This is a genomic window from Pseudomonas sp. BIOMIG1BAC (assembly GCF_001705995.2).
Classification (GTDB): domain Bacteria; phylum Pseudomonadota; class Gammaproteobacteria; order Pseudomonadales; family Pseudomonadaceae; genus Aquipseudomonas; species Aquipseudomonas sessilinigenes.
The window spans coordinates 2499943-2522013 of sequence record NZ_CP049045.1; the positions used below are offsets into that span (position 1 = coordinate 2499943).

The window sequence follows — 22071 nt, forward strand, 5'->3', positions numbered from 1 at the left end:
GGCGTGCTCGGACGGCCTGGGCCTTCTTCTTCGCCTTATCCAGGCTCTCGGCTGGTATCAGGTACACCTCGCACTGCGAGTAGTCCGGGTCGTTGCGGCTACCGCCACCACTCCAGACCCCTGCGGGGAAGCGTCCTATTGTCCAAATCCTCGTTTCCATGGTTGCTACCTCGGGTTACTCGCTGACCGGCTTCAAGCCGGTGCTGTGGTTGATCAGTTGGTATCGGTGGCAAACTGGCTGCCGCGTTTGGTGGTCCGCTGGCGCTTGTACTCGGAGGCATACCCTCCATGGTCGTTGTCCCACAGAATCTCAGCCAGCCGCTTCATACATGCCTTGATTCGCTCGACGGGCTCAGTCGGATACATCTGCTGTGCTTCCTCCATGAGTGGTTCAACCTTGAGATAGCAGCCAGTCCTCGCCAGCCGGAAAAGGTCGGCGACTATCTCGTCATCAGAAAGGAGCTGGGCCTGTGCATTGGGCGTGCTCACGTTGCTGACCTCGACATTCATGCCGACTTCCTCAGTTGGGTGTTGGCTGGTGCCCGCAGCTCGCGCATTGGGTGTCCTGGGCGGGTGCCTTGGCGCCACACTGGGTGCAGAAGTACACATCATCCAGCTCGTAGACGATCAGTACGTCTGCCTCGCCAGCGACGCGGGAGAAGTAGCGGAAGCGCCCGTTCTCCCATGCCCAGTCGTGCATCTGGTCTTCGAAGAACACCGTGCGGTTGTGCAGCAGGCCGTAGCCGTTGCGGTTGAACTGTTCCTCATCCAGCAGCGTTGCCACTTTGAGGGGCTTGCGCTCCAGGGCGAGGGAAACCCGCCCATCAGCCTTGATGCCCCGGAGGATCAGGAAGTCTTTTGCAATCTGCATGGTCAGCTATCCAGCCATTCTTCGAAGGTTTTCACCGGCCAGCCCAAACTCTCGGCGTTGGCGCGGTAGATTTCGTAGCGGTCGTGCAGGCTGCCCTGGTGCTGGGTGGCTGAGGGAAGCGTGCTGTTCTGATTGGCCATCGGTTCGGCCCTCCATGCGATTGTAAGTGGTCAGTTTCGGACATGACCATGATCGGTCAGCTTGCGCCGTGTCACTGGACTCACATGAAACTTCTCACCCCCAAAGCCGGGGACTGAGGATTGGCTACCCCTAGTCGTAGAAGTCCACGCCATGCTCATCACAGCACTGCTCGCAGAGCCCGCCGCCATGTTCCTGGCTGAATTTCAGGTCGCAGACCTCATGCCACCAGCCGCAGTGGGCGCAAAGCTCGGTTTCAACTTCAAGCAGGTCCGCCTCAAGCTGGCTCTCGTCTACGTCATCGCCCAGATCAAAGGCGAAAACGGCGTCGCCGATGGGCTTGCAGCTGCCACGCAGGTATTCGCCCACTTTCTCCAATGTGTCGCGGTCGATGCTCATGCAGGTTCTCCGGTAGCCATTTGCACCAGTGAAGCATCCCATTCCCCCAGACGTGTCAGCGGCTTCGCGAGAGGGACTGCACGCAATGCTCGGCACCTAAGATTGGACCTGAGAAGTAGCAAGCCTGATAGCCGGCGCAGGGCGAAACTGAAAACCTGCATGAGCATAAACCCGGCGTCCAGGCCATCTACTAGCCCGTTGAAACTGAATTTTTAGCGAGGTTGGTTGCCGGGTCGTTATCATTGTCTGCACTACCACAGAGCCAAGAAAGTATGAAAAGAGGTCGCGGCCACAGCCTCAAATACGAGGTGTATCGCTCCGAAGCGCTAAAGCACGCAGCCAACGCAGTGATGGAGGATCAATCTCTACAAACTGCTGGAATTGACGTTTCTCAGATACGGTTTGAGCCGATCACGAACAATGCAGTCGATGCTTCACTCATGTGGGGTGAGGAAGCGACGTTGTTTCCCTGGGAGGATGTGCGGATTTGGAAGGCGTCAGATACCAAAGGGATCGACATTTCCTTGTGGTTCGGCATAGAGCTGTGCGGTATGGCCTACGCCACCCCTCGGGGTAGCAACCTGTGCATCAAGGTGATCTTGCTGGAAGGAAAGCCCGACAGGACACACCCACTCAAGGGCCTTGTTGCGCCACTGGTGCTGTTAGCCATTGAGAGTTATGCGTCTCTGCTGGGTTGCGTCGAAATCGAAATGCACGACCCGTCTTCGGGGGCTTTGCCTTGGTATCGCAAGCTAGGATTTGAGTTTGATGCGACGAATCGCCTTGTCATGCCCATCGACCAATAATACTATCCACCCGAATGTCAAGGCACATGAGGTGTCTATGAAGAAGCAACAGCATGAAGCCAAGCCCCTAATGGTTGCCCGTTTCCAAGCAGAGGCGAGGGCGGTGCTTTCCAAGCGTAGCGACCGTCAGAGCCGTCTGCTCAAGATTGCCGTGTCCTCGGGTCGAGACATGGAGCCAGTTGGCCGGATGGCAGGTGTAAGCCTGTAACGGATCACCTGCAACGACAAAGCCGCCTACGGGCGGCTTTTTTGTGCCTTACGTCCAGGAAGCCAGCACCTCGCTGTCCCGTTGGGCTTCGAGCCCTCAAGCTCCTGCTCGTCACCGGGGCTCGTCCAGGTGCGCTAGAGCACAGTCAAGCTCACGGCATGCTCGACGTGTCAGACCAACGTGCTGTCCAGGCACCAGTCACTGCCTTTCAGCAGCTGGCGCAAGATCGGCATGGTTTTGATCTTGTGCTGCACCTCGGCCAAGTAGGCGCACCGGGCACGAAGCTCAAGCAGCTGATCGGGCTCGTTCGCGCCTCGCTCGACCGTGACAACCTCAAGCGGTGTCAGCGCTTCGAGCGATCCACGCTCAACGAGCTGGAATAGCACTGTCTCTACTTGGTCAGCTGTTACTGCCTCGGCTGAGGTCTTGATAGGGCGTTCCGGGCGGACAAGCACAGCGCCGTACAGGTTGGCTTTGAGGATTTCCTCGGCGTGCTCCAGCATTGTATTTGCCAGCCCCACCAAGTTGGTCGCCACGGCTGCCAGCACGCGCTCAGGCGTGAGCCAGACGTTGTTCTCAGCCAATAAGCCTTGGGCTCACTCTGCCTTGCTTGCGGCATCCACCACTGCATCGGAGTGGTTGTAGAGCTGGAACCCGCTCTGGACGAAGCGTGCTTGGCCAATCTGAACTTTCGTGCATCATCGTCTCCTAACCTGAACCCCACCGACTCGCAGCTGGGCGTGTTTTCGATGTGGTGAATCCTCCCATGCGTCCGGTAGTGTCACCGGATGCGTGGGCGGCAAAGCAGGTAATGCTCACCGCCCAAGGCTGGAAGTCAGCGCTCATCACCACGCATCGGCTGGCGCCGGCTACTTCTGCTGGGGCGGCTGAACCGGGTACGTCTGCACGACTACCGGGCCAGACTGATCCATGAGCTTGATCATGTACCGCCAGTAGCGACGCTGCCGGCGACGCTCGATGAGTTCGGCGATGAGCTTGAACATGTGGAATCCTCGATTGTGATTTGACGGTAGGTCGGAACGCTTACGCCCGACCGGCCTTGTAGTAACCCTCTGCCCACGCAGCGGAGGGCTTGAGACCCATGCAGGCAAGGCACTTGTCGGCAGCCTTCCACCCGTAGAGCCATTTGTTCAGCACGTCAGATGCCCGGCTTTGATCGCCGCCAGGATTGCGGGCAACGCTTTGTTGGAGGGCGCGCAGGTTCGACACCTCGGCCTCGACGCTGCAATCCATGCTGTCCAGGTATTCCTCAATGAACGGATTCCCGCAGTTGCTGATCGCCGCTACGAGCTGTTTTGCCATGAACGCCATGTAGCCGTTCTGCGCCTTGATCCCCATTGCCGTTATCCTCTGGTTGGTGGCTGGTCTTCGCTATGGATCAATCATCACCGGGCACTGGCTGTGTCATCGGGATCGGTCAGGGGGCGAAGCAAATGCTCGATGCCCGCGTTGTGAAGTGAGGGGGATAGAGGCGCATGGGCTGCACAGCAATCGTGGATGGCAAGCGAGTCATTGGCGCGTTCCTGCCTGATGTGGAATGGCGGCAGGTTGTGAAGCGCTCGAAGCTGCGGGAGGTGTTGATGCCTGACACCAAGCTCCCCGCCGTGGCCAAGACCGTTCGCTGGCGCGGGGGAATCACCCGGTTCTTCTCCCACTTCCCAGGTGAGGCTCCCGAGGGCTATGTCTCGCACGAAAGCCCCGAGCACGCCGCCCAGAAGCTGGCCGTCTACGCTCGTCTCCTGGAATTGGGTTTCACGGTTGAGCTGGAGGCCGGCATGGATGACTGGCGAGCTGATGTGCTGGTTGGACCTTCTGCATTCGGGCCTGCGCTCGCAATCGAGGTCCAGCTTACGCGGCAGTCCGCCCAAGCCACCTACGAGCGCACAGCGCAACGTTTTGCGTCTGGGGTTCCCACGCTATGGCTTTTTGGCAAGAACGCTTCCACGGGCCACCTGGGGGCTGATCTGACCGCATCCAACCCTGTGTTCGTCGCCAAGGACGTAGATCACGCAGCCGATATTGCTCAAGCCGTATGTTCGGGTTCGGCGTTTTACGATGACTTGAGCCAGTTCGCGCAGACGCCAGCTCGCCCTATCGGCGTCAAGGTTGCGTGCAAGTGCGGGGTGGACTGGCTGCGCCCTATCGGTGTGGTGCTGCTGCCCAACCGTATCCGGGGCGACCTCAAACCGATATACGCCTCAGTTTCCGTCACCAGTGCAAAGAAGCGCGGACGAACACTCAGTCTTACTGAGGCTGATGCCTACTTTCGCCGGTACATGAAGGTCTTCTGGAAGGCAGCCGAAACCTACGGTATTGCGCTGGGCGATCCGTTGCTGGCAACGAAGGTAAGCTCAATCGATGGCTCGCTGTTTAAGCGTGAGTTTGCTTGCCCACAATGCAGGCGCCGGGTTTATACCAAGGGGGTGACTGGCGTTGCTTTGCCGATACGCGGCGCTGAGCTGCTGCGCTGCCCATTGCCCATTGCTGCACACGTTGATGCACGGCCCTCGCTGAACATTGGTCCCGCGTGGTTCTTGTCTCGACCTGAACCCAAGCAGGAGCCAGTGATGAGCAGTACCGAATGGAAGGACCAGTTTATCGTTCGGGCTCGGGCTTGCATGATCACGCTGCCGCCCATCGGGGGTATGGGCTGAACCCCCGGAGCATGTGTGCAGGTGCTGGTTAAGCTTGGGCGGCTCGAAGAATGGCCGCGAGGCTGCTGGCGCTACCTTTTTCCATCTGGAAGTCGAATTGCTGGTCCCAAGCGCCACCGTCATCCAGGGCCAGCGAGACTCCCTCGCGGTATGGATCGCCATCGGTAGCTTGCGTAACAACGAGCTTTGCTCCCGGCTCGTCGAGGCGGTTCTGCGGCGCCTCCCCTCGCAACACCCGCTCAATGCGAGCTGCAACGTCTGCTGCCTCGTCCGCGCTCAGATTGAGCATGGTCGATTGGGAATTCAAGTAGCCTCGGTCGATGTGGTGGAGCGAAACCCCATCAGCGGTAATGGCAATTGTAAGTGTGGTTTTGTCGCCGCTGTCCCAGCTGGTGTAAAGGAAGCTCTTGCGTGTGTGCGTGACTTGCATTGGTCTGTTCTCGCTGCGTGGGTGATCCCGTCCGGCTCAACGCCCGAACGGAGAAATGAGGTGGATGGCAATGGTGCGCAGCTTTGCTGGCGCCCGGCCCGCACCCTTGCGGAATTGAATCCACTCCCGGTCGCAGACACCGCACGCAACCATGCCTTCTGGGCGTTCTTCCGTAAACACTCCCATGTCGCCGGCCAGCCATGCACGGTGCAGGTTGGTGCGAGCCAGGAGGCGGCGCATAGCGCGAGGCAACAGAAGGCCGCTGTAGCCGGCGAGGTAGAAGCGGAGATTGAGACTGGTCATGTTGGATGCCCCGTGTTGGTAGTCGATGGGGTAACGATTCGGCCCGTCTCGCTGTGTCAGCGTGGAGTGGCGCAGGGCATGCGAAATGCTCAGCACCCACACTGGGAACCCGGACGCTGGCGCCCTTGTCGGTCAGCCCTTTCTCGGCCCCTCGGTGGGAAGCTCGCCCTTCGCCGCCGCTTCCTCCAGCAGGGCTCGCACCTGCGCCAGCTTCACGCGCTGCCCGGCAATCTGCCACGCAAAGGAGCCGCTACGGCTCACGTCCACGATGATGAGCGTCAAACCCACCGATTCCGAACCGCGCCCCCAACGGTCAGCCTTGGCTTTGGCCTTCATGCGATTGATGACCAGATCAACGTCTGTTGCTGCGCCTGGATCGTCTTCATGTGACAGGATGATCTTCCCATCCTCGACCGCCAGGACACCTACGCCGGGATTGGCTTCCATGTACTGATTGGCGTCCCGAGTCCCTTCTTCGGAATCGGGATACTCAGCCACAATGCGGTACTTGAGGCCATAGAGGGTGTGGTACTTGGGCTCGGTGCTGGTGCTGGTGCTGGTGCTGGGCATGATGTGTTCCCCGGTGATTCGCCGTGTCGTTCAGTAGGCGTCGGCGGTGTCGATTCGATGTGCCCATGCTCCCACCTGCTGTGCTGTGTCATCGCCCGCCAGCACGAATCGCCAGGGCAGATGATGGGATTCCGCAGCGCATGCACGGTTTTGTTACGCCAGCCTCCGCAGAATGCACAGTCCTGATGGTTCGGGCGCACTGGGCTTCCGCCTCGGCTGCGTGCTCACCAACCCGCTTTGCCTGAACCCCACCAGGACGCCGAAGGCGGACATGAAAAAGGGGCCTTTCGGCCCCTGTGTCTGGGTTTTATCAGCGGCTGACGTGTGCGTCGCGGAACACGATGTAGCGTTGCGGGCCGATCTGATCCCACCCCATACCACCGAAGCTTTCGCCCAGCTGGGTGCCCAGCAAGCATGCGTCCGGCAGGTCTTTGACCGGCACTCCGACACAGTAGAAGTGCCCCCCAAAGCACCCTGGCTCCACGGTACGGCCTACATACGCGAGCTTGACCAAGAGCTTCTGCGCAACATCGTTCTTGGGCTTGAGGGTGTTCGTCAGGGCATGCAGGCTCAGCCACGCCTCTAGGGACTTCTCGATGCCGCCACGCCACGCGGCGCCGCCTTTGCTGGCTTCGCCGTAGTAGACGTTGAACTGCTCGCCGTCCTTGATGCCGTGCGGGATAGCTACCCGGCGAAGTAACGGATGCCCGATCACATCGTAATCGTGGAAGCCGTTGGAGCTGGCATGCAGCGTGGTGACGATGGGAGTGCTGTTGGTCATGGTTGTGCGTCCGCGTTGGTTTGGGATGCGTTCATGATCCATCCGCTTTCGCAGTGTCATCGCCGGATTGCCAATTACTGGTCACATTCTCAATACCGATCCCAGGTCCTCGGTCAGCGTGTCTGCTTGCCCCACCAGCGCCGTTCATGTCGGCTGCTGGTGAGTGCATGGTTCAGGCCTTGGTCATGAGGTCATGCGCACTCAAGGGACGCTCCACGGTCAGCAGAAGCCGGTAGGTGGTGCCTTCATCATCGGGATCGGTGGGGCAGTCGATGGCCAGCACCTCGCCTGTGGTCAGGAGCGCTACCTGCTGGTCTTCGAAGTGATAGTCGGTGTCGTCGCAGCAGCTGAGGCGCAGCTGATCCTTGTCGGATGCCGTGGTAACGAAATGACCGAAGCCCCTCTCTACCGCCTCCATCGCTTCGACGTAGACCGTGTTTGCCGCACTCACCAGCTCGAACAGTGAATAGGTTGTCCCGCTTGCTTCGCCAACGCCTTGAAGGGCTGCCTCTGCATCAGCGTGCCCGCAAGTGCATTCAGCTGCACCAGTGAAGCGCTTCGCGCAATCGCCACGGTGCCCTTGCTCGACGCGTGCGGCCAGTTCGGCTTTGTACTGCGGGGCTGTAGTGATGTTGGTCATGGGGTAGGTCCTATGTCTGGTTGGGAGTGGCCATCATCAGGCAGGCCGGGCTGTGTCACCGCTGGCTGTCGATAGAAAGGGGACTTCCTCGGCCCCTGTCTTGGGAGCTGGGCTTGCCGCAACCTTGGTGCCCACGATTGCCAGTAGCTGCTCACCCCGAACCATGGCGATTGCCGTGCGGTGCCAGCCGTCCCAAAGCGCGAGCCGGCGCTCGCTGGCACCGATAATCACCGGGTCTTCGATACCATCCTGGATCATCTGCTCGTACCCGGCAGCACGATTCTCCAAACCACTGGCTCGAAGCGAGCTGAGTTCATCCCGCAGCCAGTCCTTCGCACCTTCAACATCGCTGAATGCGTCAACAGTGTTAGGGTCGATGACCTGGAGCTGCCAATCGGCAGCCTCAGCGTCGAAGTAGCAGTCCGAGCCATCATCGTTGTCATGGCGGAACATGGATGCTTCGTCTCGTAGATCGGCAGGGGACAATGAGGCCCAATCGAATGCCATATACCGCTCCTTCCGTTCCTGTGCCCTGTTTGGTCAAGCCGCAGCCTTCGCTAGGGTTTCGACGTTGTGCTGGCCCATAACCTCCAGCGCAGTCCCCATTAAGTTGAATGGGTCACTGACAACCCCTGCCGCCATCAAGTGCTCGCTAAGTGCATTAGCCTGGGCGATGTTCTCGACGAAATAGTCCACGCACCCCTGGATGCCGTTTTCAGTTGCCGCGTTGATAAGCGGTTCAGCGTGATACCCGTTAAGAATGAGGAATACACGGCCCTCCAATACAATCGCGGTCGTATCACAGCCGTAGTCGGCGCGTTGGCGGCAGTAGCTGATGTTGAAACTGCCAAAGCTACGGGAAACATTGGGCGCGAGCACTTTCGTGACAGGGCACGCGCTACCTGTGATGCCGAGTGATCGCAGGGCGGGAATGCTGGATTTCATGATCGTCTTCCTCAGTGATTAAGAACTAGGGAAACGATATGGGTCATGCGGCTGTGTCAGCGCAAAGCTTGTGAAATGCTCGAAGCGCAATCTGGGGGCTGGTGATGATGGTGCTGAACGCCGGCATAAGGATTTGAGGATTCCCGGCTCGCCTCGATGCTCAATGGTGCTGCGTGAGCTGGCGCTGAATGCTCAATCCCGCGTCATCGAGAGGCATGCTCTCGGCACCGAGTCGGTCGCAGGCGCATACACTGGCTCAATTCCTGATCCTGAACAACACGCTGTTCCTGTTGCATGGAATCGGGGGCGAGCCAGCCGCCCCCTACAGGGCGTCACATGCCGGCAGCTTTCAGCAGAGGATTGCTCGGCGTACCGCTTCGATGACTGTTTGCGAATCAACATTACGGTGAGCAACAAACGAGGATGCTCGGATCGTCGGTGCCCATCTTGCGATGTGGCAGGGACGGGGATCGCAGGATGCCATTCGGCACCGCTGGAGCTTCGTATCTACTGCTGGTCGCCAGTACGCCGGAAGACATAGCAGACCCAATAGTTGCCCGTACCGGGCGGGCGTCTGGGAGGCCAAGGCGCCGAGTTTCATCCCTGGTTGCTAGCCATGCTCTACCGTGCGCCCATCCGTTCTCCACGGCCTCCCGAAACCGTACTGCCACCTTCGTGGTGTTTGCCTGACGCACCATCGCATAGCGGGCCAAGGCATAACCTAGGATGACTCGGGACAAAGCGTAGGTTGTCAGCCGGGGAGCATCTACCGCGTAATGACCGATCCCCGCCACGCCACCAACCAACGGGAGTTCACCGGCCCGATCAAGTGCCTCGGAAACGGTGACAACATCCATGGGTAGATAGCTGGCTGCCAAGGCTTCAAGCGCTCGATAGAGAGCATGATGGTCCTTTCCGGTGAACATGCTGGGCGAGAAATCAAGCAGGCCGTCAGGGTCCCCGGATAGCATCAGCAGCCCGAGTGCATCCCGCTCAGCCTTCCTAGCCGCAGCTTCATGCTCGTCAGTCAGGTAAGCCATCGGCACCATGTGCATGTCCTCGTTGCTGCTCGTCAAAGCTTGTCGCTCCTGCATAGGCTGGGCCGGGATGGTGAAAGATAGCCGAAGGCACCCCTTGAATGTCAGGAATCGTCTCCCTCATTTGGTAGCTCATCAATGGCTTCGTTGCCCATCTTCATCAAGAAGGATTCCATGTCCTCTCGGCTCATTCGGCCAAGCCGCTCGGGGGAGAAAACAACAACGGCATAGCCGTCTTCTCGCAGCAGTTGGATCGCTATCTTGTGGCCGTTAATCATGTTGCCTTTCCTCTGGGGTCTGTAATGGGACAACCATACGGCTGCACTTGCGGTGTCACTTGTGGGCGGGTTGCCTGATCGCAAAATCCCCAAAGGCAAGGACTGGAATCGAGTGCGAAGCCACGCTGATGGGTGCTCCACAGAAACGAACGTGTAGGCCTATTGATCGCTTGTAGGGGTAGGGGAATGGTGTGCTGGTGCAGGCCCGCCGTGGACGAGTAGGCCGCTTGATTCGACTGCCAGAGCAGGTCCTGCTTGTGTCGGTTGGCTTCCAGCGCAAGAGGCCGGTGTAGCCCCGCATTTTCTGAGGCAGCATCCCTGGATTCAGTGCCCTTTGCCTCCGCACTTTCAGGTATGCGGGCACGGTTTACGCGCCCATAGCACAACCGATAAATACGCCGAACCCCAACGCAGGGTATGACGGCAAGCGAGGGTGTATGAACGAATCGGCCTGCGTCTCTGACCTAAGTCTCTACGAGCTAGACCGCCATCACTGGCTGCTAGATAACCAAGGCTCTCTCGTAGGATTCACGACTGAACGCGGGAAAGTTTTAACTGAGCAGGTTGGTGAATGCGAGAGCCTTAAATCCCATCAGAGGATTCCTGGGCACATCAACGCTCTGTCCGTATCAAACGAAAATCGCCTCGCGCTTGGCCAGTGCATCAACACCTACAGGCCGGTAGCCGATACCGTTACGGATTACGCCGTTGACCACGCCCGCAGCTATGTTCAGAACCTGTTCGGTGTCAGTCTCGAAGATGTGCTTGTGATACGAGCCGCGTCGCATGTGCTGCCAGCGTCCTCGCTAGGGGCGGTCTATAGCAACGGGGCCATGAGCCACATCGTCGTCGTGCCGGAGCACTCATTTGACCCTATCGGCGTGCTGGTCCGGCAACTCGCTATCGCCGCGCACTACACCCTGATGCGCAGGAAGGCGGGCTTGGCCGCGATGATGAGTGATGACCTCACGCAAGCCATGGTAGGGCAATACGCGGTGCTCAGATTTGCAGAGGATCACCCAAAGCAATGCACGGTTATGCGTCATATGCAGTTCCTGGTCAGCTGGGAATTCGCAAAAGGGCTGTCCAAAACCCCAGAAATGCCTTTGGGCTTCATCGCCTCTGACCTCGGAGAGGCATTGATGAAGGCGTATGGCACCGGGATGTTTCGTGCCATCCTCCAGGACCTGTATGAGAGCGCGAGCCATGGGCGTGCTATCTGGTTCGGTAGCAGTAATTTCACAGGTACTGCGCTGGCGCTTGGCTTTCTCGGTGATGACCAGGGGATGCAGCGCTTCATGGCGATAGACGCTGGCGATAGGACGCTTGCTGACAAGTTGAGCGAAGCCTTTCCTGGCGCCGAGGAAGATCACTTCCAGTGGATTCAGGTCCGCTTCAACGAGACTCTTTCGGGCGTCATCGCTAAGTCGAATGCTCAAGCTGCGTGATGGGAAATGAGGGGCGAGGCTCTGGGCAGTACGTTTAAAACTGCCCAGGCTGGATGTGTCTCTAGCGGGAGAGCATCGCTACAGCGTCAGTTGGGGTCATACCGCTCGCAAGACTCTCTTTCAGCCGGCTGTGCATGGACAACACCTCATCCGCCTCAATCTCAATGACGGCAATACTTGGCTTGAGAGCCGCAAAGGCAAGTAGATGTATCTCCCACTCAGCGCCAACGCACACCTTTACTCGGGAAAGACTTCCGTCCGCAGAGAGGGTGCAGAATGTCACCTCACGGTCACTGTCCATCAGATCGATTCCCAAGCATGACGTGAGCAGCACCCGCCCATTTGGGAGCGCAAGCGCCGAAGCTGCATTGCTGATCGTTGCGACCATGGGTGGCGGCTGGGGGACAGCCCTTTCAACTTTCGGATGCTGTGCTAAGGATTCGGCATGGGCACCACTCCACCATGGCTTGGGGTCAGCTGCTGCTGTGCTCTGGTATTCCCCTAGTGCTACCCCGACCTTCTCGATAGAGGCCCACTCCATAGGGTTGTGAGCAGCCAGGAACGCCCTGGCAGCTGCGTGGTGGCCCGCCTTGCCATGGAAGACCAGTCTCCACGCTAGGTCGTCACCTGCAAGCTTCGGCACAGTGACCCCAAACTGAGCGGTTGCAGCCGCTGGGTCATCGAAAGCCTGTGCTTGCCATGGCCCATTCTCGCTGTCAGGTGTCTCGAACAATCCCCAGCCCTCTTTGGCAGCAGCTAGGGCATCTGCGGCCCCCCACTGTGGGGTATCAGGTGCGGGGGAGGGGCGGATGGGGGCGATAACGCCCTGATCGGTGCTCGTCGTCATGGTGGCTCCTGTGCGATTGAACTGGAGCCATAGTGAATGCAGTCGAGCAGTGTCACTGAACTGCTGGCACTAATCCTCGGACTAGAGCCTGGGAATTGGTGAGTCGAATCCCAGCCGCTTGCAAGTCGCCAAGCGAAAAATCCTCAAACCTCAACGCTGGCGCCGAGGGGTGGAAATCGCAAAGCCCGAGAATAGGACGCGAGAGAGGGCAACCACGCATCCTGGGATCGACCGATTGGGAGCGGGAGGTGACTGCCAGTCTCTGGAAGTGAGGTGCTGGTATCTCCTGCGGGCAGGGGGTGGTGTCAGTAGCCGATACGCAAGTTGTGAAGTGGCGGTGCCATCTGACTACTCGAAGTGCTGAACATTGGCGTCGGGAGGTAGATTTGGAAGCCGAATCTCAAGCCACGGCACGGGGGCTGAGCCCTCAGAGCCGATCTTGCCTACTCACGCCTGACTCCCAAATATCGGGAATCAGCGCCGCCCGCGCCCGAGCATGGGAGCCGAGCTGCCAAGTCCCACCGTGCGGGCTCACATCAACGCTCGCTTCCGAATCTGAGAGCTGAGGGGCCGGAACTTCACTCAACCCCGCCTCCTGCCTGAACAACACCAGCACGCTCTCAGACAACACGGTGTACGCAAGCAGAAATGGCGGCGCACAAGCGACATGGCCCTCGCATGAGCTGACAATAGCAGGACACACGCTATGGGATGTTTGTAATGGGCCAGCCACATTCTCGCGCTACCGATACAGCGCCAGTAGTCATGTACTTGCATGCTGATAAATGCTCAGCCGCATCGACTGCAAGTTTCCTCGAAAGGCTTGGTATCCAAATGGTTGAAGCTGACCTGTCTGGCGGCAGCTACAGCATGGACATAAGCGTCAGCGAGGTGCCTGTGCTGCTTGTTGGAAATCAAGTCCTAGACTGGCCGGACTCATTCAACACGCTTTGCGGTCAGCTCGAACATGGCGGCGAGGATCGCTTGATCATCGTAATGACTGATCGGGCCATCACCTTTGATGAGCGCAGACGGCTTTCCAGTTTAGGTAACGTTCGGCTAACGAGCGTGCAGGACGAGCCCAAGCGTGTCCGTGACCTCATCCGAGATTGGATGAGGGACCGGACAATGCTGGGCTACCGTGTGCTCCTGGTTGAGGACAGTAAGACTGACGCCTACCTTGCCACGAAGTACATGGCGGAGGTTGGGGTTGAGGTATTGCACATACCGAATGCGGTAGAAGTCCTTGACGCTATTGACGCATTCCAGCCCGACCTGATTATCAGCGATCTTCACTTGCCGGAGTGCGAAGGTGATCAGATGGCCCGGATAATCCGCCAGGACAGAGAGGCAACTATGCCGATCATCTTCCTCTCTGCCGAAGGTAACAGCGAAAAACAGCTGATCGCTATTGCTGCGGGTGCAGACGGTTTTATCAGAAAGCCACTCCACAAAGAGCCCTTCATCAAGGTGCTCAAATCTACGATCAGGCGCTCTGTCGCACTGCAAAATCGTATGCGTCGCGATCCGCTTACAAACCTACTCAACCGCTCGCAGTTCGATTCCATTATGCGGCGCATGTCGGAGCGTGGAGAGACTTGCTCTCTGGCAGTCCTTGATATTGACCACTTCAAGAAAGTGAATGACACCCACGGCCACCCTGTTGGCGACCAAGTTATTTGCCAGCTGGCGAAGGTCCTAGAGGATGGCGTGCGAAGCACTGACTATGTTGGCCGAATGGGCGGTGAAGAATTCGCCCTGCTCATGCCTGCCTGTGATTTAGCTAATGCCGAAATAGTGCTCAACCGGCTGAGAGAGAAATTCGCACTGGTAGCAATGACAGGGGAGGGGGGAGCTGAATTTAGGTGTACGTTCAGCGGTGGGATGACAGTGCTTGGAAAGGATGCGAGTGCCGCGTACAAGAAAGCCGATCAGGCCCTCTATGATTCTAAGAATACGGGGCGGAACCGAGTTACGGTTCGCCCCTAATCCATTCAAGCAGTCAGGGTGGTTGCTTGTGGTTCTTCGTTGGCCGCGTCGGCGGTCTGGCGGTCGTTGTGTTGTGCAGGCTTGTGCGGAAAGTTTGCCACAGTAGCATCGTGCTCCTGGTCGTCCGCATCGCTCGCGACGACTGCTGCGCCCTCTAGAGTTACTTCGGGGTGGTCGTCGTGAGTCAGCAACGCTTTCAGTAGCACCTCATCATCGTCAAACCGTGCAACCGGGAATCCTTCTGGCATGGTCACTCGCTCAAGGTGCTGCCGAATATCTCCGTAGGTGAGCACACTGCGGGTGCGCATCATTTTCACCAGATCGGCCAGCACCTTGCGATTCTCAACGCAGGCTGCATAGCAGCGGTCGAAGACATTCTTCCTTAGCATTGCAATGCGTGACGCCTTGATCTGGGCTTCATGCACGTTTATGGGGGCCGCATTGAAGGTTCGATCAGGTCGTAGGGTGAGGTAGTTGCTTGCAAGGTGGTCGAAAGACGTTAGGTCATCTAGGGCGGCCTGACTCGACTTACCAGTGAGTACCTTCTCAGCCGCAGAGCCCATCATCAGCATGTGCAGGCGCCAGTAGAGGAATTCCTCGGTATTGACGAGGTTCGTATTGCTGTACACGCGGGCAATCCGTTCGTTGGCGTCCAGTTCCAGGCTGAAAGCGTCATCGAACAGTACATTCGAGCCCGCGTAACCGATTGCACGACCGGCCTGATGGGTTAGGAGTCGGGTTAGGTCGGCAATCGTTACTTGGAATGCGGGTTGCTGTGGCACCGAAGGCTTTATGCCAGGAACGGCGACCAGAGCGTGACTTTCCCTTGCATCTTCACCACTGGAGCGCCCGGCTGGGGCTGCAAAGAAGTAGCCGATGGCAACGATTGCCAAAGCCACCACGCCACTGGCTACGATTGTCAGGTTCGAAGCCACATACGCGCTGACGGGATTCCAGGCCACGTAGCCGATGAAGGAAAGGCAGGTGATGGCCCAGCTCAGATTGAGCCCAGCCATCATGCCTTTACTGACTGCGCTCGCAACCTCGCCCGTTTTGGCAAGCACAATCTCGCGGATCAGCAGGCCGAGGCCCAAGACCAGAGACAGCAAAATCGCCAAGGTGCAGGCGCTCGCCACAATTGCACTTGGCTTGGAGTCGTACCGATACTGGGCTACGACGAACATGGCCAGAAACGCAGCGTTCAGCAAGCAGGCCGTGACCCAGTTTGGAATCAGGCCACCAGCATCTTTTAGATTATGCAGTCCCATAGTCTCACCGATGTGTTAGAGGGCTTGGAGATTGGCCGGAGTGGCGGCTTCGGCAGCAGTGACGGTTTCAGATGCTGGCGCAGGTTCGGCACTCTGAGCTGGAGCGATGACGGCCTCCTTCGTTGCGGCTGGTTCAGCGGCGCTCTGGGGCTTGGAGTTTTCCGGTTTGGAAGCTGCTGCACCCTGAACGCTGGCGGTCGTAGCGCTGGGTTTGGTTGGCTTAGCCTGCTCACCTTTCGAGGCGCCACCATTCGAGGCGTCTTTGGCTGGTGCGGCAGGCTTAGCAGCTGGCTTTGCTCCCGCCTTAGCAGGGGTGGAGCCAGTTGCCGCAGAATTGTCGCGGCTCTGGCCCTGGCGCTGCTCATTACCACGCGCCTGACCGCCATTGCGGCGACGGCTGCCACCACGGCTGGATGCCTCCAGCTCCCGCTCGATCTGTGCCAGCTCGGATTCGAACTGAGCGGTTGCCTGTGCGAATCGGTCCATTGCGCGGCGACCTGCATCGCGGATCGCGGGCGGCGCCATAGCGATCTGGATTGCGCGCTGCTCGATTCGAGAGACGCGGACAGTGTTCTGACACATGCGTGCGCTGTACTCACCAGTGATAGTGATGGTGCGCTGCGGCAAGGTGATATTCGGTTGGTTCGACTTCTCAGCCATGTGAGTCATCCTTTGCTATTTATGGGTTGGTTCCGTGGCTCCGCAGCAACGTCCAGGTGCTCACTTCATCGGTGCAGACCTTGAAGAAGTGGGTCAAGTCGCGGCTGTGTTTTAGTAGGGATGCCGTGTCATCAGTGACCAAGGCACCCCATACGTCTACCCAAACAAGGTGGGCGACTTTGTAAGGCATGTAGCAAACCTCCACATGCCTGTAGTTCGGGTCGCGGAGGTAAACCTTCGCGGCGTAAAGGATCAGTAGAACAATGAGAATCAAGTGAACGATCTGGCGGAATGGGCCTCGTTGAGCGGGTGCGCTTTCAGGCATTCGGTTCTTCCTTGTCTATGGATATGACGTGGCCTGTTCTGCGGCGGACATTGGAAATGGCTTCGTCCAAGCCCATTCCGGCTCGAAGCAATTGCCCAAAAAGCCGACCCGCTTCTAGGCGCAGATCGACCCGCACGCCCAGTAGAGCGGCGTGCTTGTCGAACATGATTCGGGAGGTCGGTGTTAGGCAATTGGCTACCGCATGTATGCGGTTGACTGCCTGTACATCCGGCGCCGCGACGTTGTAGAGGGAGCGGAGCATTAACGCGAGGTATTGCCCTGCGTTCATTCGCTTCCCGACGAGCGTGTGAAGCATTCCAGACTGGCCTGAGCGGAGCAGGGCATCCGCGTCATCCATGCCTGCGCCGAGAGGGATGATGCTCACGACAATTCCCAGTGACTCACAATTACGAATTGAGGTGATCGCGCCGTTCCAGCCGGCCTGATCACCATCAACCATGTGAGCAACCTCGGCGACGCCCCGGTTCTGGAGATAGAGGGCTTGTGATCCATTGATGGAAGCACCGCCCACTGCGCAGCCCCAGATTTCGGAAAGCTGTAGCGCCCAGGCATCCATGGTGCCTTCAACGCACACAAGAACACCGGCCTTACGCTGGCTGAATAGGTATGGAATCTCCTTCTTTAGCGAGACGGAGAACTTGTACTTCTTGACCTGTTTATCACCAGTGCCGACAGGGATACGCCCCCACAGCCGGTCCTCACCATCTGGGTGAGGCCAATAGCCGATTACCCTACTGGATAGCCCAGGTAGCAGGGCGCCCGATTCATCTGTCTCGACGTAACCACAAGCTACCGCGTCGTCTTTGGTGAACCCCAGTGCAGTGAGGCGCGATAGAACTTCTTGAGGCGTCGTGTAGTAGCCAAGACGCATGGCTGCCATGTGTTCAGGGGAGTAGCCCCTTGCGTCTTGAAATGACTTGAGTGCGGCTGAGTTCTCACTGGCCATCTTCTGGGTGATCTGCCAGATCGCTTTGCCTATTCGGATTTCGGCAGCGCCTTCACGTTTAGCTTGAGCGCCTGCCTGATCCCGCTTAGGGGGCTCGACCCTTGCTGCTTCACAGAGGGTGGAAAATATCTCCCCATGGTCGTAGCCGCTCAGAAGCATCGCGTCCCAGATACTGGTCGATTTCCCGCACTCCTTTTTCCGGGGGCAGTTGATAAATCCACTGAATGGGAAATAGAAGGCCTCTTTAGCTTTGCAGGCGGGGCAAGTCAGTGGGTAGGAGCCACTGCCAGTGCGTTGTTTAGGATCAAAACCATCGAGCAGGTTCGCTTGCACTGCATCTAGCCGGGGGAAGACCTCGCGGCGTAGGAACTCCGCTGGGGAGAAGTCGTTCATCAACACCTCAGACTGCTGTTTTTTCACTGGGGCGCTGCTTTCCGAGCAATGCCTGCACCTCGGCGCTGGACCATCCAAGCTGACCGAGCACGGCCTTCATCTTTTTCTGAATGCTTTGCCGGTAGCGCGAAACCATCTTCGGAGTGGTGCCAACCTCCAGGGCCACCATTGATCGATCCTGGTAGTTCAAAAGCAGGTTGCGCAGTACGTCCACCTCCCGGTTGGTTAGGTAGTGGCGAAAGCGCTCGATCAGAAGGTGGACCAACTGGACATGTTCCTCTGGTACGAACTGAGATTCGGAGAGGAATTGGGGCTGGTGATTGGCATGAGCCTCCAGGTAGCTGTTCACGTCCGCTATGTAAGGAAGCATCAACGAGTGAGCCGATGGCAGGTAGGAGTCGTCAGCATCATCGGGAGTACGGGAGACTTCCTCTATATAAATGAGGTCGCCAGGACTTACCTGTCCGAAAACCTGCTCAGCAAGGCGGCAGCGGATCAAGCGTCGAAGGCTGCCATAGATGAAGCGATCACGATTCTCCGGCTCAACCGATGTGGAGCAGTTCGCAAGGATGCCGGGAAGTGCATCGTGCAGCATTGGGTAAATTTCGTGCAGCAGCTCATCATTGCTCATCTGTGCAAGGCCGAACTTCCGGTATCTGCCGAGTGCATCCCGAGCCGACATTATTAGGAAGCCGCGTGCCTTCTCAGAGGTCAGGATCAACCACGGGTTAATGTCCCGTAGCTCCTGCTCCGTAAGCTCTGCCAACCATGTTGTGCGGTGTTCCACGGCGTGCCTCCTACCAGCATCCGTCGATTGGAACGGCTTTGGCCGCTCCCCCCTTCTGTAAATCGTGGTGGGGTCTTCTGCCCCGTAGACGCCAGTGGCGTTCAGTCCTCACGATTCTTGGGATATGGAGATATGCGCGCAACTCAACCCAGTGCAGTTACATGCGCTCGCGGGGAGGTAGGTGGACAAGGTGGTGCTGACGTGTGTGAAAAGGGTTCGTGTGTAGTGGGCGGGCGTGGGCGTTATAAAGGAGGTATCGAATTCAGAGTCGAGGGCTAACACGATGACCGCGCAGAACGAAAACACGACACTCAAGGCGAGCCTGGAGACCTATCTCGCCAAGGTTGAGGGGCGCTTGCATGCGTTCATTAAAGAGACGCATCAAGGGCGGCCAGCAGTGAGCTGTCTGTGGAATGAATCTCCCAGCAAGACCCTTAAAGATGTGGTTTACGTAGGGGCGGTGGGATTCGATGCCCTGACAGTCGTTCGAGCCACCAACAAGAGCATGAAAGCCAGTGAACAGGTTGTGGGCATGCTCATCGAAATGTACGAAAACCAGCACAAGCGTGAAGTAGGGCAAGAGGTTGAGTTCTAGCCTGATCCAGGTTCATCTAAAGAAGCCGGCCACAAGCCGGCTTTTTAATGTCTTTTTGAAAGCCACACTCATCTACCAAAAACCGCTATAGCCTTGCTAAATCAAGGGTTTCAGCCTATTTTTATTCCTGTGACTTCCGTTTTGATCCGAGATGTTCCACGCGCAAGTGGGGGAACAAGTGGGGGAACAGAGGGCGAAAAAATGGGCAAACTGACCGCCAATAAAGTCAGAAATCTGGTTGAGGCTGGGACGTACGAAGACGGTGATGGGCTTCGTCTTTTAGTGAAACCCTCAGGACGAAAAACCTGGGTACTCCGCTTTCAATTGAACGGCAAACGTAGGGAGATGGGTCTGGGAAGTTACCCTCAGCTCGACCTGAAAAAAGCCCGCGCAGCCGCCTATGAAAATAAAGTCCAGATCCTCCACGGCACTGATCCACTAGCGAAACGACAAGCTGAACAAGCCGCTCAGCGGGAGGCAGAGCGCCGAGAACTGGCACATCTGATTACCTTCGAGAAATTGGCCACGGACTATCGAGATGCCCACGGCTCGAGCTGGTCGGAGAAATGGCGCAAGGGCTGGCTGAGGAAACTCGAGCTCTATGCATTCCCTACGGTAGGGAAGCTTTCAGCTGCCCAGATCGAGACCAAGCATCTGATCAAAGCCTTGCAGCCAATATGGTCAACTAAAACGCGGACGGCTGACGAAGTACGTGGGCAGATCGAACAGATCCTGGATGCCGCCAGAGCCCGTGGCCTCAGGACCGGAGAGAATCCGGCACGCTGGCGCGGCCATCTCGAAAACCTGCTCAACCGGCATGAGAAGAAGAAAGCTCGCAAACGCCAACATCATCCTGCATTGAAATGGCAGGACCTGCCGAAGCTCATGGAAGCCTTACGCAAGGATACCAGCCACGTTTCTGTCGCAGCTCAGTTACTGATCCTAACCGGGGCTCGCTCGCATATGGTCCGATTCGCACGCTGGGATGAATTTGACTTGGAGTTGGGTCGATGGTCTCTGCCTGATGAGCGCATGAAAACACGACAAGCGTTCGCGATTCCCCTGGCCCCGGAGGTACTTTCACTTCTGAAGGGCCTTCCGAAAATCAATATTAGAAGTCCCTACGTTTTCCCCGGCCACGGCCGAAGCGGCGTGATGCACGCTAATGGCATTCGCAATCTGCTACATGCGCTGGGTTATGAGCACATCACTCGTCACGGCTTCCGCTCAACCTTCCGGGACTGGGCAGGTGAAAGCACGCCTTTCACAAGAGATATCTGCGAGCTCGCACTGGCCCATGACGAGCGCGGGGAAACGGAAAGCGCATATTCTCGATCAGACTTTTTTGATAAGCGACGAGAGCTGATGCACGCGTGGGCCATCTACGCTACATCTACACCTGAACACACGGATGAGAGCCAACGCGAAACATCGGGGGAATGATGAGGCGGCGACCGCTGAATGCGTCGGACCTTGGGGCGCAAAGGCGACAATCCCGCAACTGCGGCGAAACCAATATCGGTGTAGGACCACGAGGTCTCTGGTTACCGACTTTAAAAGCCGGGTCCCTTTAAGCAGGGATGCGTAGCCTCCCTGCTTAAAGGGACCTCACTTAAAAAATCTAAAGCCCACGCAACTATCTGTGGAAAACCACAGATCTCCACAGGTGGATAATTTCATCAACAGCCGCAGAATTCCCGAAAAATCGAGCCTTGACCCAAATTATCCACCGGCGTAGAAAAGATCGGGCAAAGCGCTGTCATTGACAGCAACCCAGGTAGCCCGAACCTTTAAGGCTACGCCACACCGTGGTGGTTCTCCCAAAGTGCGATTAGCGTCCGGCGGCTCGCACGGTCACAGCAATGTGATGGATGCCTACTTTTACCAGAGTTCCCACTGCGGCAACTCATCCCCGTCATAGCTGCGCTGCAGCAACTCATCCGCTTGGCCATTTCATTGCGCCAACCAGCGCCCGTCTCTTTCTCCTGGAAAGAGACGGGCGCTCCTACCGCTGCTGCAGCCCATGCAATACAAGGCTTTGCGGCATTTCCCCTCGTGACAATCGGCGTGACAAACACCGAAGTCACCAGCAACAGCGATGCAGATGATGGTGCCGCAGCCTACGGAATGGACTGCACCTGACTGACAGTCAGGCATGCCCCGGTCATCACATCACTGCCTTCACCCGACTCAGGATCCCGCGGTGCCGGTCTCGTCAGCCAGCGCAGCCTCCACCCGCCCACTTCCTCGGAAGTGCTCAGGAGGCCAGATCATGAGATGCCCAAGCTCCCGGTCGTAAAGAGCCGCCAGTCCCGCGTTAGTGGACAACCCTCACAGGTCGCAGGGGCCTTGATCCCTGATAACACTCAACATTCTTGGCGGGATGACGTGGGGAAAGTCTCAAAGGTTTGGCTTCGAGAGGAGTTTTATCATGGCACTGGTAGGTAGACGGGACGGGCGGAATTTTGGCTATGGTCGGCAACTGAGCTACGCCGGGTCGCAAGCGCTGAAAGATCTGTTTGGCGGTGGACATTACGGCACGGTCAAAGCGCACAGTGATCGATGGCAGGCGTTTGTTCGGTGGTGTCGGTCAGAGGATGGGCCAGGGTTTAACGATGCGCGGCAAATAGATCGGCAGACCTTGTTGGACTATGCCGGACACCCTGCGATACCAGGCAGCTTGCTCAGGGATCCTAGGTTAGAATTCGCTC

The 22071-nt window shown here is 57.8% G+C and carries 28 protein-coding genes and 1 pseudogene; 8 read left to right on the top strand and 21 right to left on the bottom strand.

What is annotated here, in order from left to right:
• Positions 1 to 213: 213 nt before the first annotated feature.
• The 4 genes from ATY02_RS11950 to ATY02_RS11965 form a co-directional block, all read right to left on the bottom strand.
• On the bottom strand, positions 214 to 510 hold the full coding sequence (locus ATY02_RS11950; RefSeq protein ID WP_068579745.1) for a hypothetical protein: 297 nt from the start codon (positions 508 to 510) through the stop codon (positions 214 to 216).
• A gap of 10 nt (positions 511 to 520) precedes the next feature.
• Entirely contained in the window at positions 521 to 871 is a 351-nt protein-coding gene (locus ATY02_RS11955) for a zinc ribbon domain-containing protein (protein ID WP_068579744.1), read from the bottom strand.
• A 2-nt stretch (positions 872 to 873) separates the two neighbouring features.
• A complete protein-coding gene (locus tag ATY02_RS11960) occupies positions 874 to 1011 on the bottom strand; it encodes a hypothetical protein (RefSeq protein ID WP_164823645.1) in 138 nt (45 codons plus the stop codon).
• Positions 1012 to 1141: 130 nt separating this feature from the next.
• Complete coding sequence (locus tag ATY02_RS11965) at positions 1142 to 1408, bottom strand: hypothetical protein (RefSeq protein WP_068579740.1); 267 nt, start codon at positions 1406 to 1408, stop codon at positions 1142 to 1144.
• 272 nt (positions 1409 to 1680) lie between these two features.
• Between ATY02_RS11965 and ATY02_RS11970 the strand changes: the two genes are divergently transcribed.
• Positions 1681 to 2214, top strand: coding sequence for a hypothetical protein (locus ATY02_RS11970; RefSeq protein WP_068579739.1), 534 nt, complete (start codon positions 1681 to 1683; stop codon positions 2212 to 2214).
• A 37-nt stretch (positions 2215 to 2251) separates the two neighbouring features.
• Positions 2252 to 2422 (top strand): hypothetical protein, encoded by a 171-nt coding sequence (locus tag ATY02_RS11975; protein WP_164823646.1) that lies wholly within the window; start codon positions 2252 to 2254, stop codon positions 2420 to 2422.
• A 170-nt stretch (positions 2423 to 2592) separates the two neighbouring features.
• Here the strand turns inward: ATY02_RS11975 and ATY02_RS11980 are convergent, their stop codons facing one another.
• From ATY02_RS11980 to ATY02_RS11985, 3 genes are all read right to left on the bottom strand, one after another.
• A complete protein-coding gene (locus ATY02_RS11980; protein ID WP_020309064.1) occupies positions 2593 to 3006 on the bottom strand; it encodes a hypothetical protein in 414 nt (137 codons plus the stop codon).
• Between the two features lie 285 nt (positions 3007 to 3291).
• Positions 3292 to 3426, bottom strand: coding sequence for a hypothetical protein (locus ATY02_RS36345; protein ID WP_265582643.1), 135 nt, complete (start codon positions 3424 to 3426; stop codon positions 3292 to 3294).
• A gap of 40 nt (positions 3427 to 3466) precedes the next feature.
• Positions 3467 to 3781 (bottom strand): hypothetical protein, encoded by a 315-nt coding sequence (locus ATY02_RS11985; protein WP_042919941.1) that lies wholly within the window; start codon positions 3779 to 3781, stop codon positions 3467 to 3469.
• Between the two features lie 137 nt (positions 3782 to 3918).
• On the opposite strand from ATY02_RS11985, the gene ATY02_RS11990 reads away from it, so the two are divergent.
• Complete coding sequence (locus ATY02_RS11990) at positions 3919 to 5097, top strand: competence protein CoiA (RefSeq protein WP_068579738.1); 1179 nt, start codon at positions 3919 to 3921, stop codon at positions 5095 to 5097.
• Positions 5098 to 5125: 28 nt separating this feature from the next.
• Here the strand turns inward: ATY02_RS11990 and ATY02_RS11995 are convergent, their stop codons facing one another.
• The 9 genes from ATY02_RS11995 to ATY02_RS12035 form a co-directional block, all read right to left on the bottom strand.
• Positions 5126 to 5527 carry a hypothetical protein gene (locus ATY02_RS11995; RefSeq protein ID WP_068579735.1) on the bottom strand — a complete coding sequence of 134 codons (402 nt, stop codon included), beginning with the start codon at positions 5525 to 5527 and terminating at the stop codon, positions 5126 to 5128.
• Positions 5528 to 5563: 36 nt separating this feature from the next.
• Positions 5564 to 5830, bottom strand: coding sequence for a hypothetical protein (locus tag ATY02_RS12000; RefSeq protein WP_141698123.1), 267 nt, complete (start codon positions 5828 to 5830; stop codon positions 5564 to 5566).
• Positions 5831 to 5962: 132 nt separating this feature from the next.
• Positions 5963 to 6400 (bottom strand): hypothetical protein, encoded by a 438-nt coding sequence (locus ATY02_RS12005; RefSeq protein ID WP_068579733.1) that lies wholly within the window; start codon positions 6398 to 6400, stop codon positions 5963 to 5965.
• Between the two features lie 310 nt (positions 6401 to 6710).
• Positions 6711 to 7181, bottom strand: coding sequence for a hypothetical protein (locus tag ATY02_RS12010; RefSeq protein ID WP_068579732.1), 471 nt, complete (start codon positions 7179 to 7181; stop codon positions 6711 to 6713).
• 172 nt (positions 7182 to 7353) lie between these two features.
• Positions 7354 to 7821 (bottom strand): hypothetical protein, encoded by a 468-nt coding sequence (locus ATY02_RS12015; RefSeq protein ID WP_068579730.1) that lies wholly within the window; start codon positions 7819 to 7821, stop codon positions 7354 to 7356.
• A 36-nt stretch (positions 7822 to 7857) separates the two neighbouring features.
• Positions 7858 to 8328, bottom strand: a complete 471-nt coding sequence (locus ATY02_RS12020) for a hypothetical protein (protein WP_068579728.1) — start codon at positions 8326 to 8328, stop codon at positions 7858 to 7860.
• A 33-nt stretch (positions 8329 to 8361) separates the two neighbouring features.
• On the bottom strand, positions 8362 to 8766 hold the full coding sequence (locus tag ATY02_RS12025; RefSeq protein ID WP_068579725.1) for a hypothetical protein: 405 nt from the start codon (positions 8764 to 8766) through the stop codon (positions 8362 to 8364).
• Positions 8767 to 9167: 401 nt separating this feature from the next.
• Positions 9168 to 9842 carry a DnaB-like helicase N-terminal domain-containing protein gene (locus ATY02_RS12030; protein WP_068579720.1) on the bottom strand — a complete coding sequence of 225 codons (675 nt, stop codon included), beginning with the start codon at positions 9840 to 9842 and terminating at the stop codon, positions 9168 to 9170.
• A gap of 65 nt (positions 9843 to 9907) precedes the next feature.
• Positions 9908 to 10081: a hypothetical protein gene (locus ATY02_RS12035; protein WP_164823647.1), complete on the bottom strand. Its 174-nt coding sequence runs from the start codon at positions 10079 to 10081 to the stop codon at positions 9908 to 9910.
• Positions 10082 to 10518: 437 nt separating this feature from the next.
• Between ATY02_RS12035 and ATY02_RS12040 the strand changes: the two genes are divergently transcribed.
• Entirely contained in the window at positions 10519 to 11529 is a 1011-nt protein-coding gene (locus ATY02_RS12040) for a hypothetical protein (RefSeq protein WP_068579718.1), read from the top strand.
• 61 nt (positions 11530 to 11590) lie between these two features.
• On the opposite strand, the gene ATY02_RS12045 is transcribed toward ATY02_RS12040, so the two are convergent.
• Positions 11591 to 12376 carry a hypothetical protein gene (locus tag ATY02_RS12045; RefSeq protein WP_068579716.1) on the bottom strand — a complete coding sequence of 262 codons (786 nt, stop codon included), beginning with the start codon at positions 12374 to 12376 and terminating at the stop codon, positions 11591 to 11593.
• Between the two features lie 834 nt (positions 12377 to 13210).
• Between ATY02_RS12045 and ATY02_RS12050 the strand changes: the two genes are divergently transcribed.
• Positions 13211 to 14365: a diguanylate cyclase gene (locus ATY02_RS12050; RefSeq protein ID WP_068579715.1), complete on the top strand. Its 1155-nt coding sequence runs from the start codon at positions 13211 to 13213 to the stop codon at positions 14363 to 14365.
• 5 nt (positions 14366 to 14370) lie between these two features.
• Here the strand turns inward: ATY02_RS12050 and ATY02_RS12055 are convergent, their stop codons facing one another.
• From ATY02_RS12055 to ATY02_RS12070, 4 genes are all read right to left on the bottom strand, one after another.
• A complete protein-coding gene (locus ATY02_RS12055) occupies positions 14371 to 15633 on the bottom strand; it encodes a hypothetical protein (protein ID WP_068579714.1) in 1263 nt (420 codons plus the stop codon).
• A gap of 15 nt (positions 15634 to 15648) precedes the next feature.
• Entirely contained in the window at positions 15649 to 16293 is a 645-nt protein-coding gene (locus ATY02_RS12060; RefSeq protein ID WP_068579713.1) for a hypothetical protein, read from the bottom strand.
• Positions 16294 to 16610: 317 nt separating this feature from the next.
• Positions 16611 to 18005, bottom strand: coding sequence for a toprim domain-containing protein (locus ATY02_RS12065; protein ID WP_129591720.1), 1395 nt, complete (start codon positions 18003 to 18005; stop codon positions 16611 to 16613).
• Positions 17986 to 18765, bottom strand: a complete 780-nt coding sequence (locus ATY02_RS12070) for a hypothetical protein (protein WP_068579710.1) — start codon at positions 18763 to 18765, stop codon at positions 17986 to 17988. Before ATY02_RS12070 ends, ATY02_RS12065 begins: the two co-directional genes overlap by 20 nt.
• 283 nt (positions 18766 to 19048) lie before the next feature.
• Between ATY02_RS12070 and ATY02_RS12075 the strand changes: the two genes are divergently transcribed.
• From ATY02_RS12075 to ATY02_RS35990, 3 genes and pseudogenes are all read left to right on the top strand, one after another.
• Positions 19049 to 19360: a hypothetical protein gene (locus ATY02_RS12075; RefSeq protein WP_068579704.1), complete on the top strand. Its 312-nt coding sequence runs from the start codon at positions 19049 to 19051 to the stop codon at positions 19358 to 19360.
• Between the two features lie 201 nt (positions 19361 to 19561).
• Positions 19562 to 20803 carry a tyrosine-type recombinase/integrase gene (locus ATY02_RS12080; protein WP_068579674.1) on the top strand — a complete coding sequence of 414 codons (1242 nt, stop codon included), beginning with the start codon at positions 19562 to 19564 and terminating at the stop codon, positions 20801 to 20803.
• Positions 20804 to 21791: 988 nt separating this feature from the next.
• Positions 21792 to 22022: pseudogene (locus tag ATY02_RS35990) on the top strand (integrase); the annotation flags it as partial.
• Positions 22023 to 22071 lie beyond the last annotated feature (49 nt).

Excerpts from the sequence above, each read along its gene's own strand:
- ATY02_RS12000 (WP_141698123.1), bottom strand. The coding sequence starts at position 5,830 with ATGACCAGTCTCAATCTCCGCTTCTACCTCGCCGGCTACAGCGGCCTT.
- ATY02_RS11965 (WP_068579740.1), bottom strand. The coding sequence starts at position 1,408 with ATGAGCATCGACCGCGACACATTGGAGAAAGTGGGCGAATACCTGCGT.
- ATY02_RS11985 (WP_042919941.1), bottom strand. The coding sequence starts at position 3,781 with ATGGGGATCAAGGCGCAGAACGGCTACATGGCGTTCATGGCAAAACAG.
- ATY02_RS12015 (WP_068579730.1), bottom strand. The coding sequence starts at position 7,821 with ATGACCAACATCACTACAGCCCCGCAGTACAAAGCCGAACTGGCCGCA.
- ATY02_RS12060 (WP_068579713.1), bottom strand. The coding sequence starts at position 16,293 with ATGGCTGAGAAGTCGAACCAACCGAATATCACCTTGCCGCAGCGCACC.
- ATY02_RS36345 (WP_265582643.1), bottom strand. The coding sequence starts at position 3,426 with ATGTTCAAGCTCATCGCCGAACTCATCGAGCGTCGCCGGCAGCGTCGC.
- ATY02_RS11995 (WP_068579735.1), bottom strand. The coding sequence starts at position 5,527 with ATGCAAGTCACGCACACACGCAAGAGCTTCCTTTACACCAGCTGGGAC.
- ATY02_RS11975 (WP_164823646.1), top strand. The coding sequence starts at position 2,252 with ATGAAGAAGCAACAGCATGAAGCCAAGCCCCTAATGGTTGCCCGTTTC.
- ATY02_RS11990 (WP_068579738.1), top strand. The coding sequence starts at position 3,919 with ATGGGCTGCACAGCAATCGTGGATGGCAAGCGAGTCATTGGCGCGTTC.
- ATY02_RS11950 (WP_068579745.1), bottom strand. The coding sequence starts at position 510 with ATGAATGTCGAGGTCAGCAACGTGAGCACGCCCAATGCACAGGCCCAG.
- ATY02_RS12050 (WP_068579715.1), top strand. The coding sequence starts at position 13,211 with ATGGTTGAAGCTGACCTGTCTGGCGGCAGCTACAGCATGGACATAAGC.
- ATY02_RS12080 (WP_068579674.1), top strand. The coding sequence starts at position 19,562 with ATGGGCAAACTGACCGCCAATAAAGTCAGAAATCTGGTTGAGGCTGGG.
- ATY02_RS11955 (WP_068579744.1), bottom strand. The coding sequence starts at position 871 with ATGCAGATTGCAAAAGACTTCCTGATCCTCCGGGGCATCAAGGCTGAT.
- ATY02_RS12045 (WP_068579716.1), bottom strand. The coding sequence starts at position 12,376 with ATGACGACGAGCACCGATCAGGGCGTTATCGCCCCCATCCGCCCCTCC.
- ATY02_RS12010 (WP_068579732.1), bottom strand. The coding sequence starts at position 7,181 with ATGACCAACAGCACTCCCATCGTCACCACGCTGCATGCCAGCTCCAAC.
- ATY02_RS12055 (WP_068579714.1), bottom strand. The coding sequence starts at position 15,633 with ATGGGACTGCATAATCTAAAAGATGCTGGTGGCCTGATTCCAAACTGG.
- ATY02_RS11970 (WP_068579739.1), top strand. The coding sequence starts at position 1,681 with ATGAAAAGAGGTCGCGGCCACAGCCTCAAATACGAGGTGTATCGCTCC.
- ATY02_RS12035 (WP_164823647.1), bottom strand. The coding sequence starts at position 10,081 with ATGATTAACGGCCACAAGATAGCGATCCAACTGCTGCGAGAAGACGGC.
- ATY02_RS12075 (WP_068579704.1), top strand. The coding sequence starts at position 19,049 with ATGACCGCGCAGAACGAAAACACGACACTCAAGGCGAGCCTGGAGACC.
- ATY02_RS12005 (WP_068579733.1), bottom strand. The coding sequence starts at position 6,400 with ATGCCCAGCACCAGCACCAGCACCAGCACCGAGCCCAAGTACCACACC.
- ATY02_RS12025 (WP_068579725.1), bottom strand. The coding sequence starts at position 8,766 with ATGAAATCCAGCATTCCCGCCCTGCGATCACTCGGCATCACAGGTAGC.
- ATY02_RS12040 (WP_068579718.1), top strand. The coding sequence starts at position 10,519 with ATGAACGAATCGGCCTGCGTCTCTGACCTAAGTCTCTACGAGCTAGAC.
- ATY02_RS11960 (WP_164823645.1), bottom strand. The coding sequence starts at position 1,011 with ATGGCCAATCAGAACAGCACGCTTCCCTCAGCCACCCAGCACCAGGGC.
- ATY02_RS12020 (WP_068579728.1), bottom strand. The coding sequence starts at position 8,328 with ATGGCATTCGATTGGGCCTCATTGTCCCCTGCCGATCTACGAGACGAA.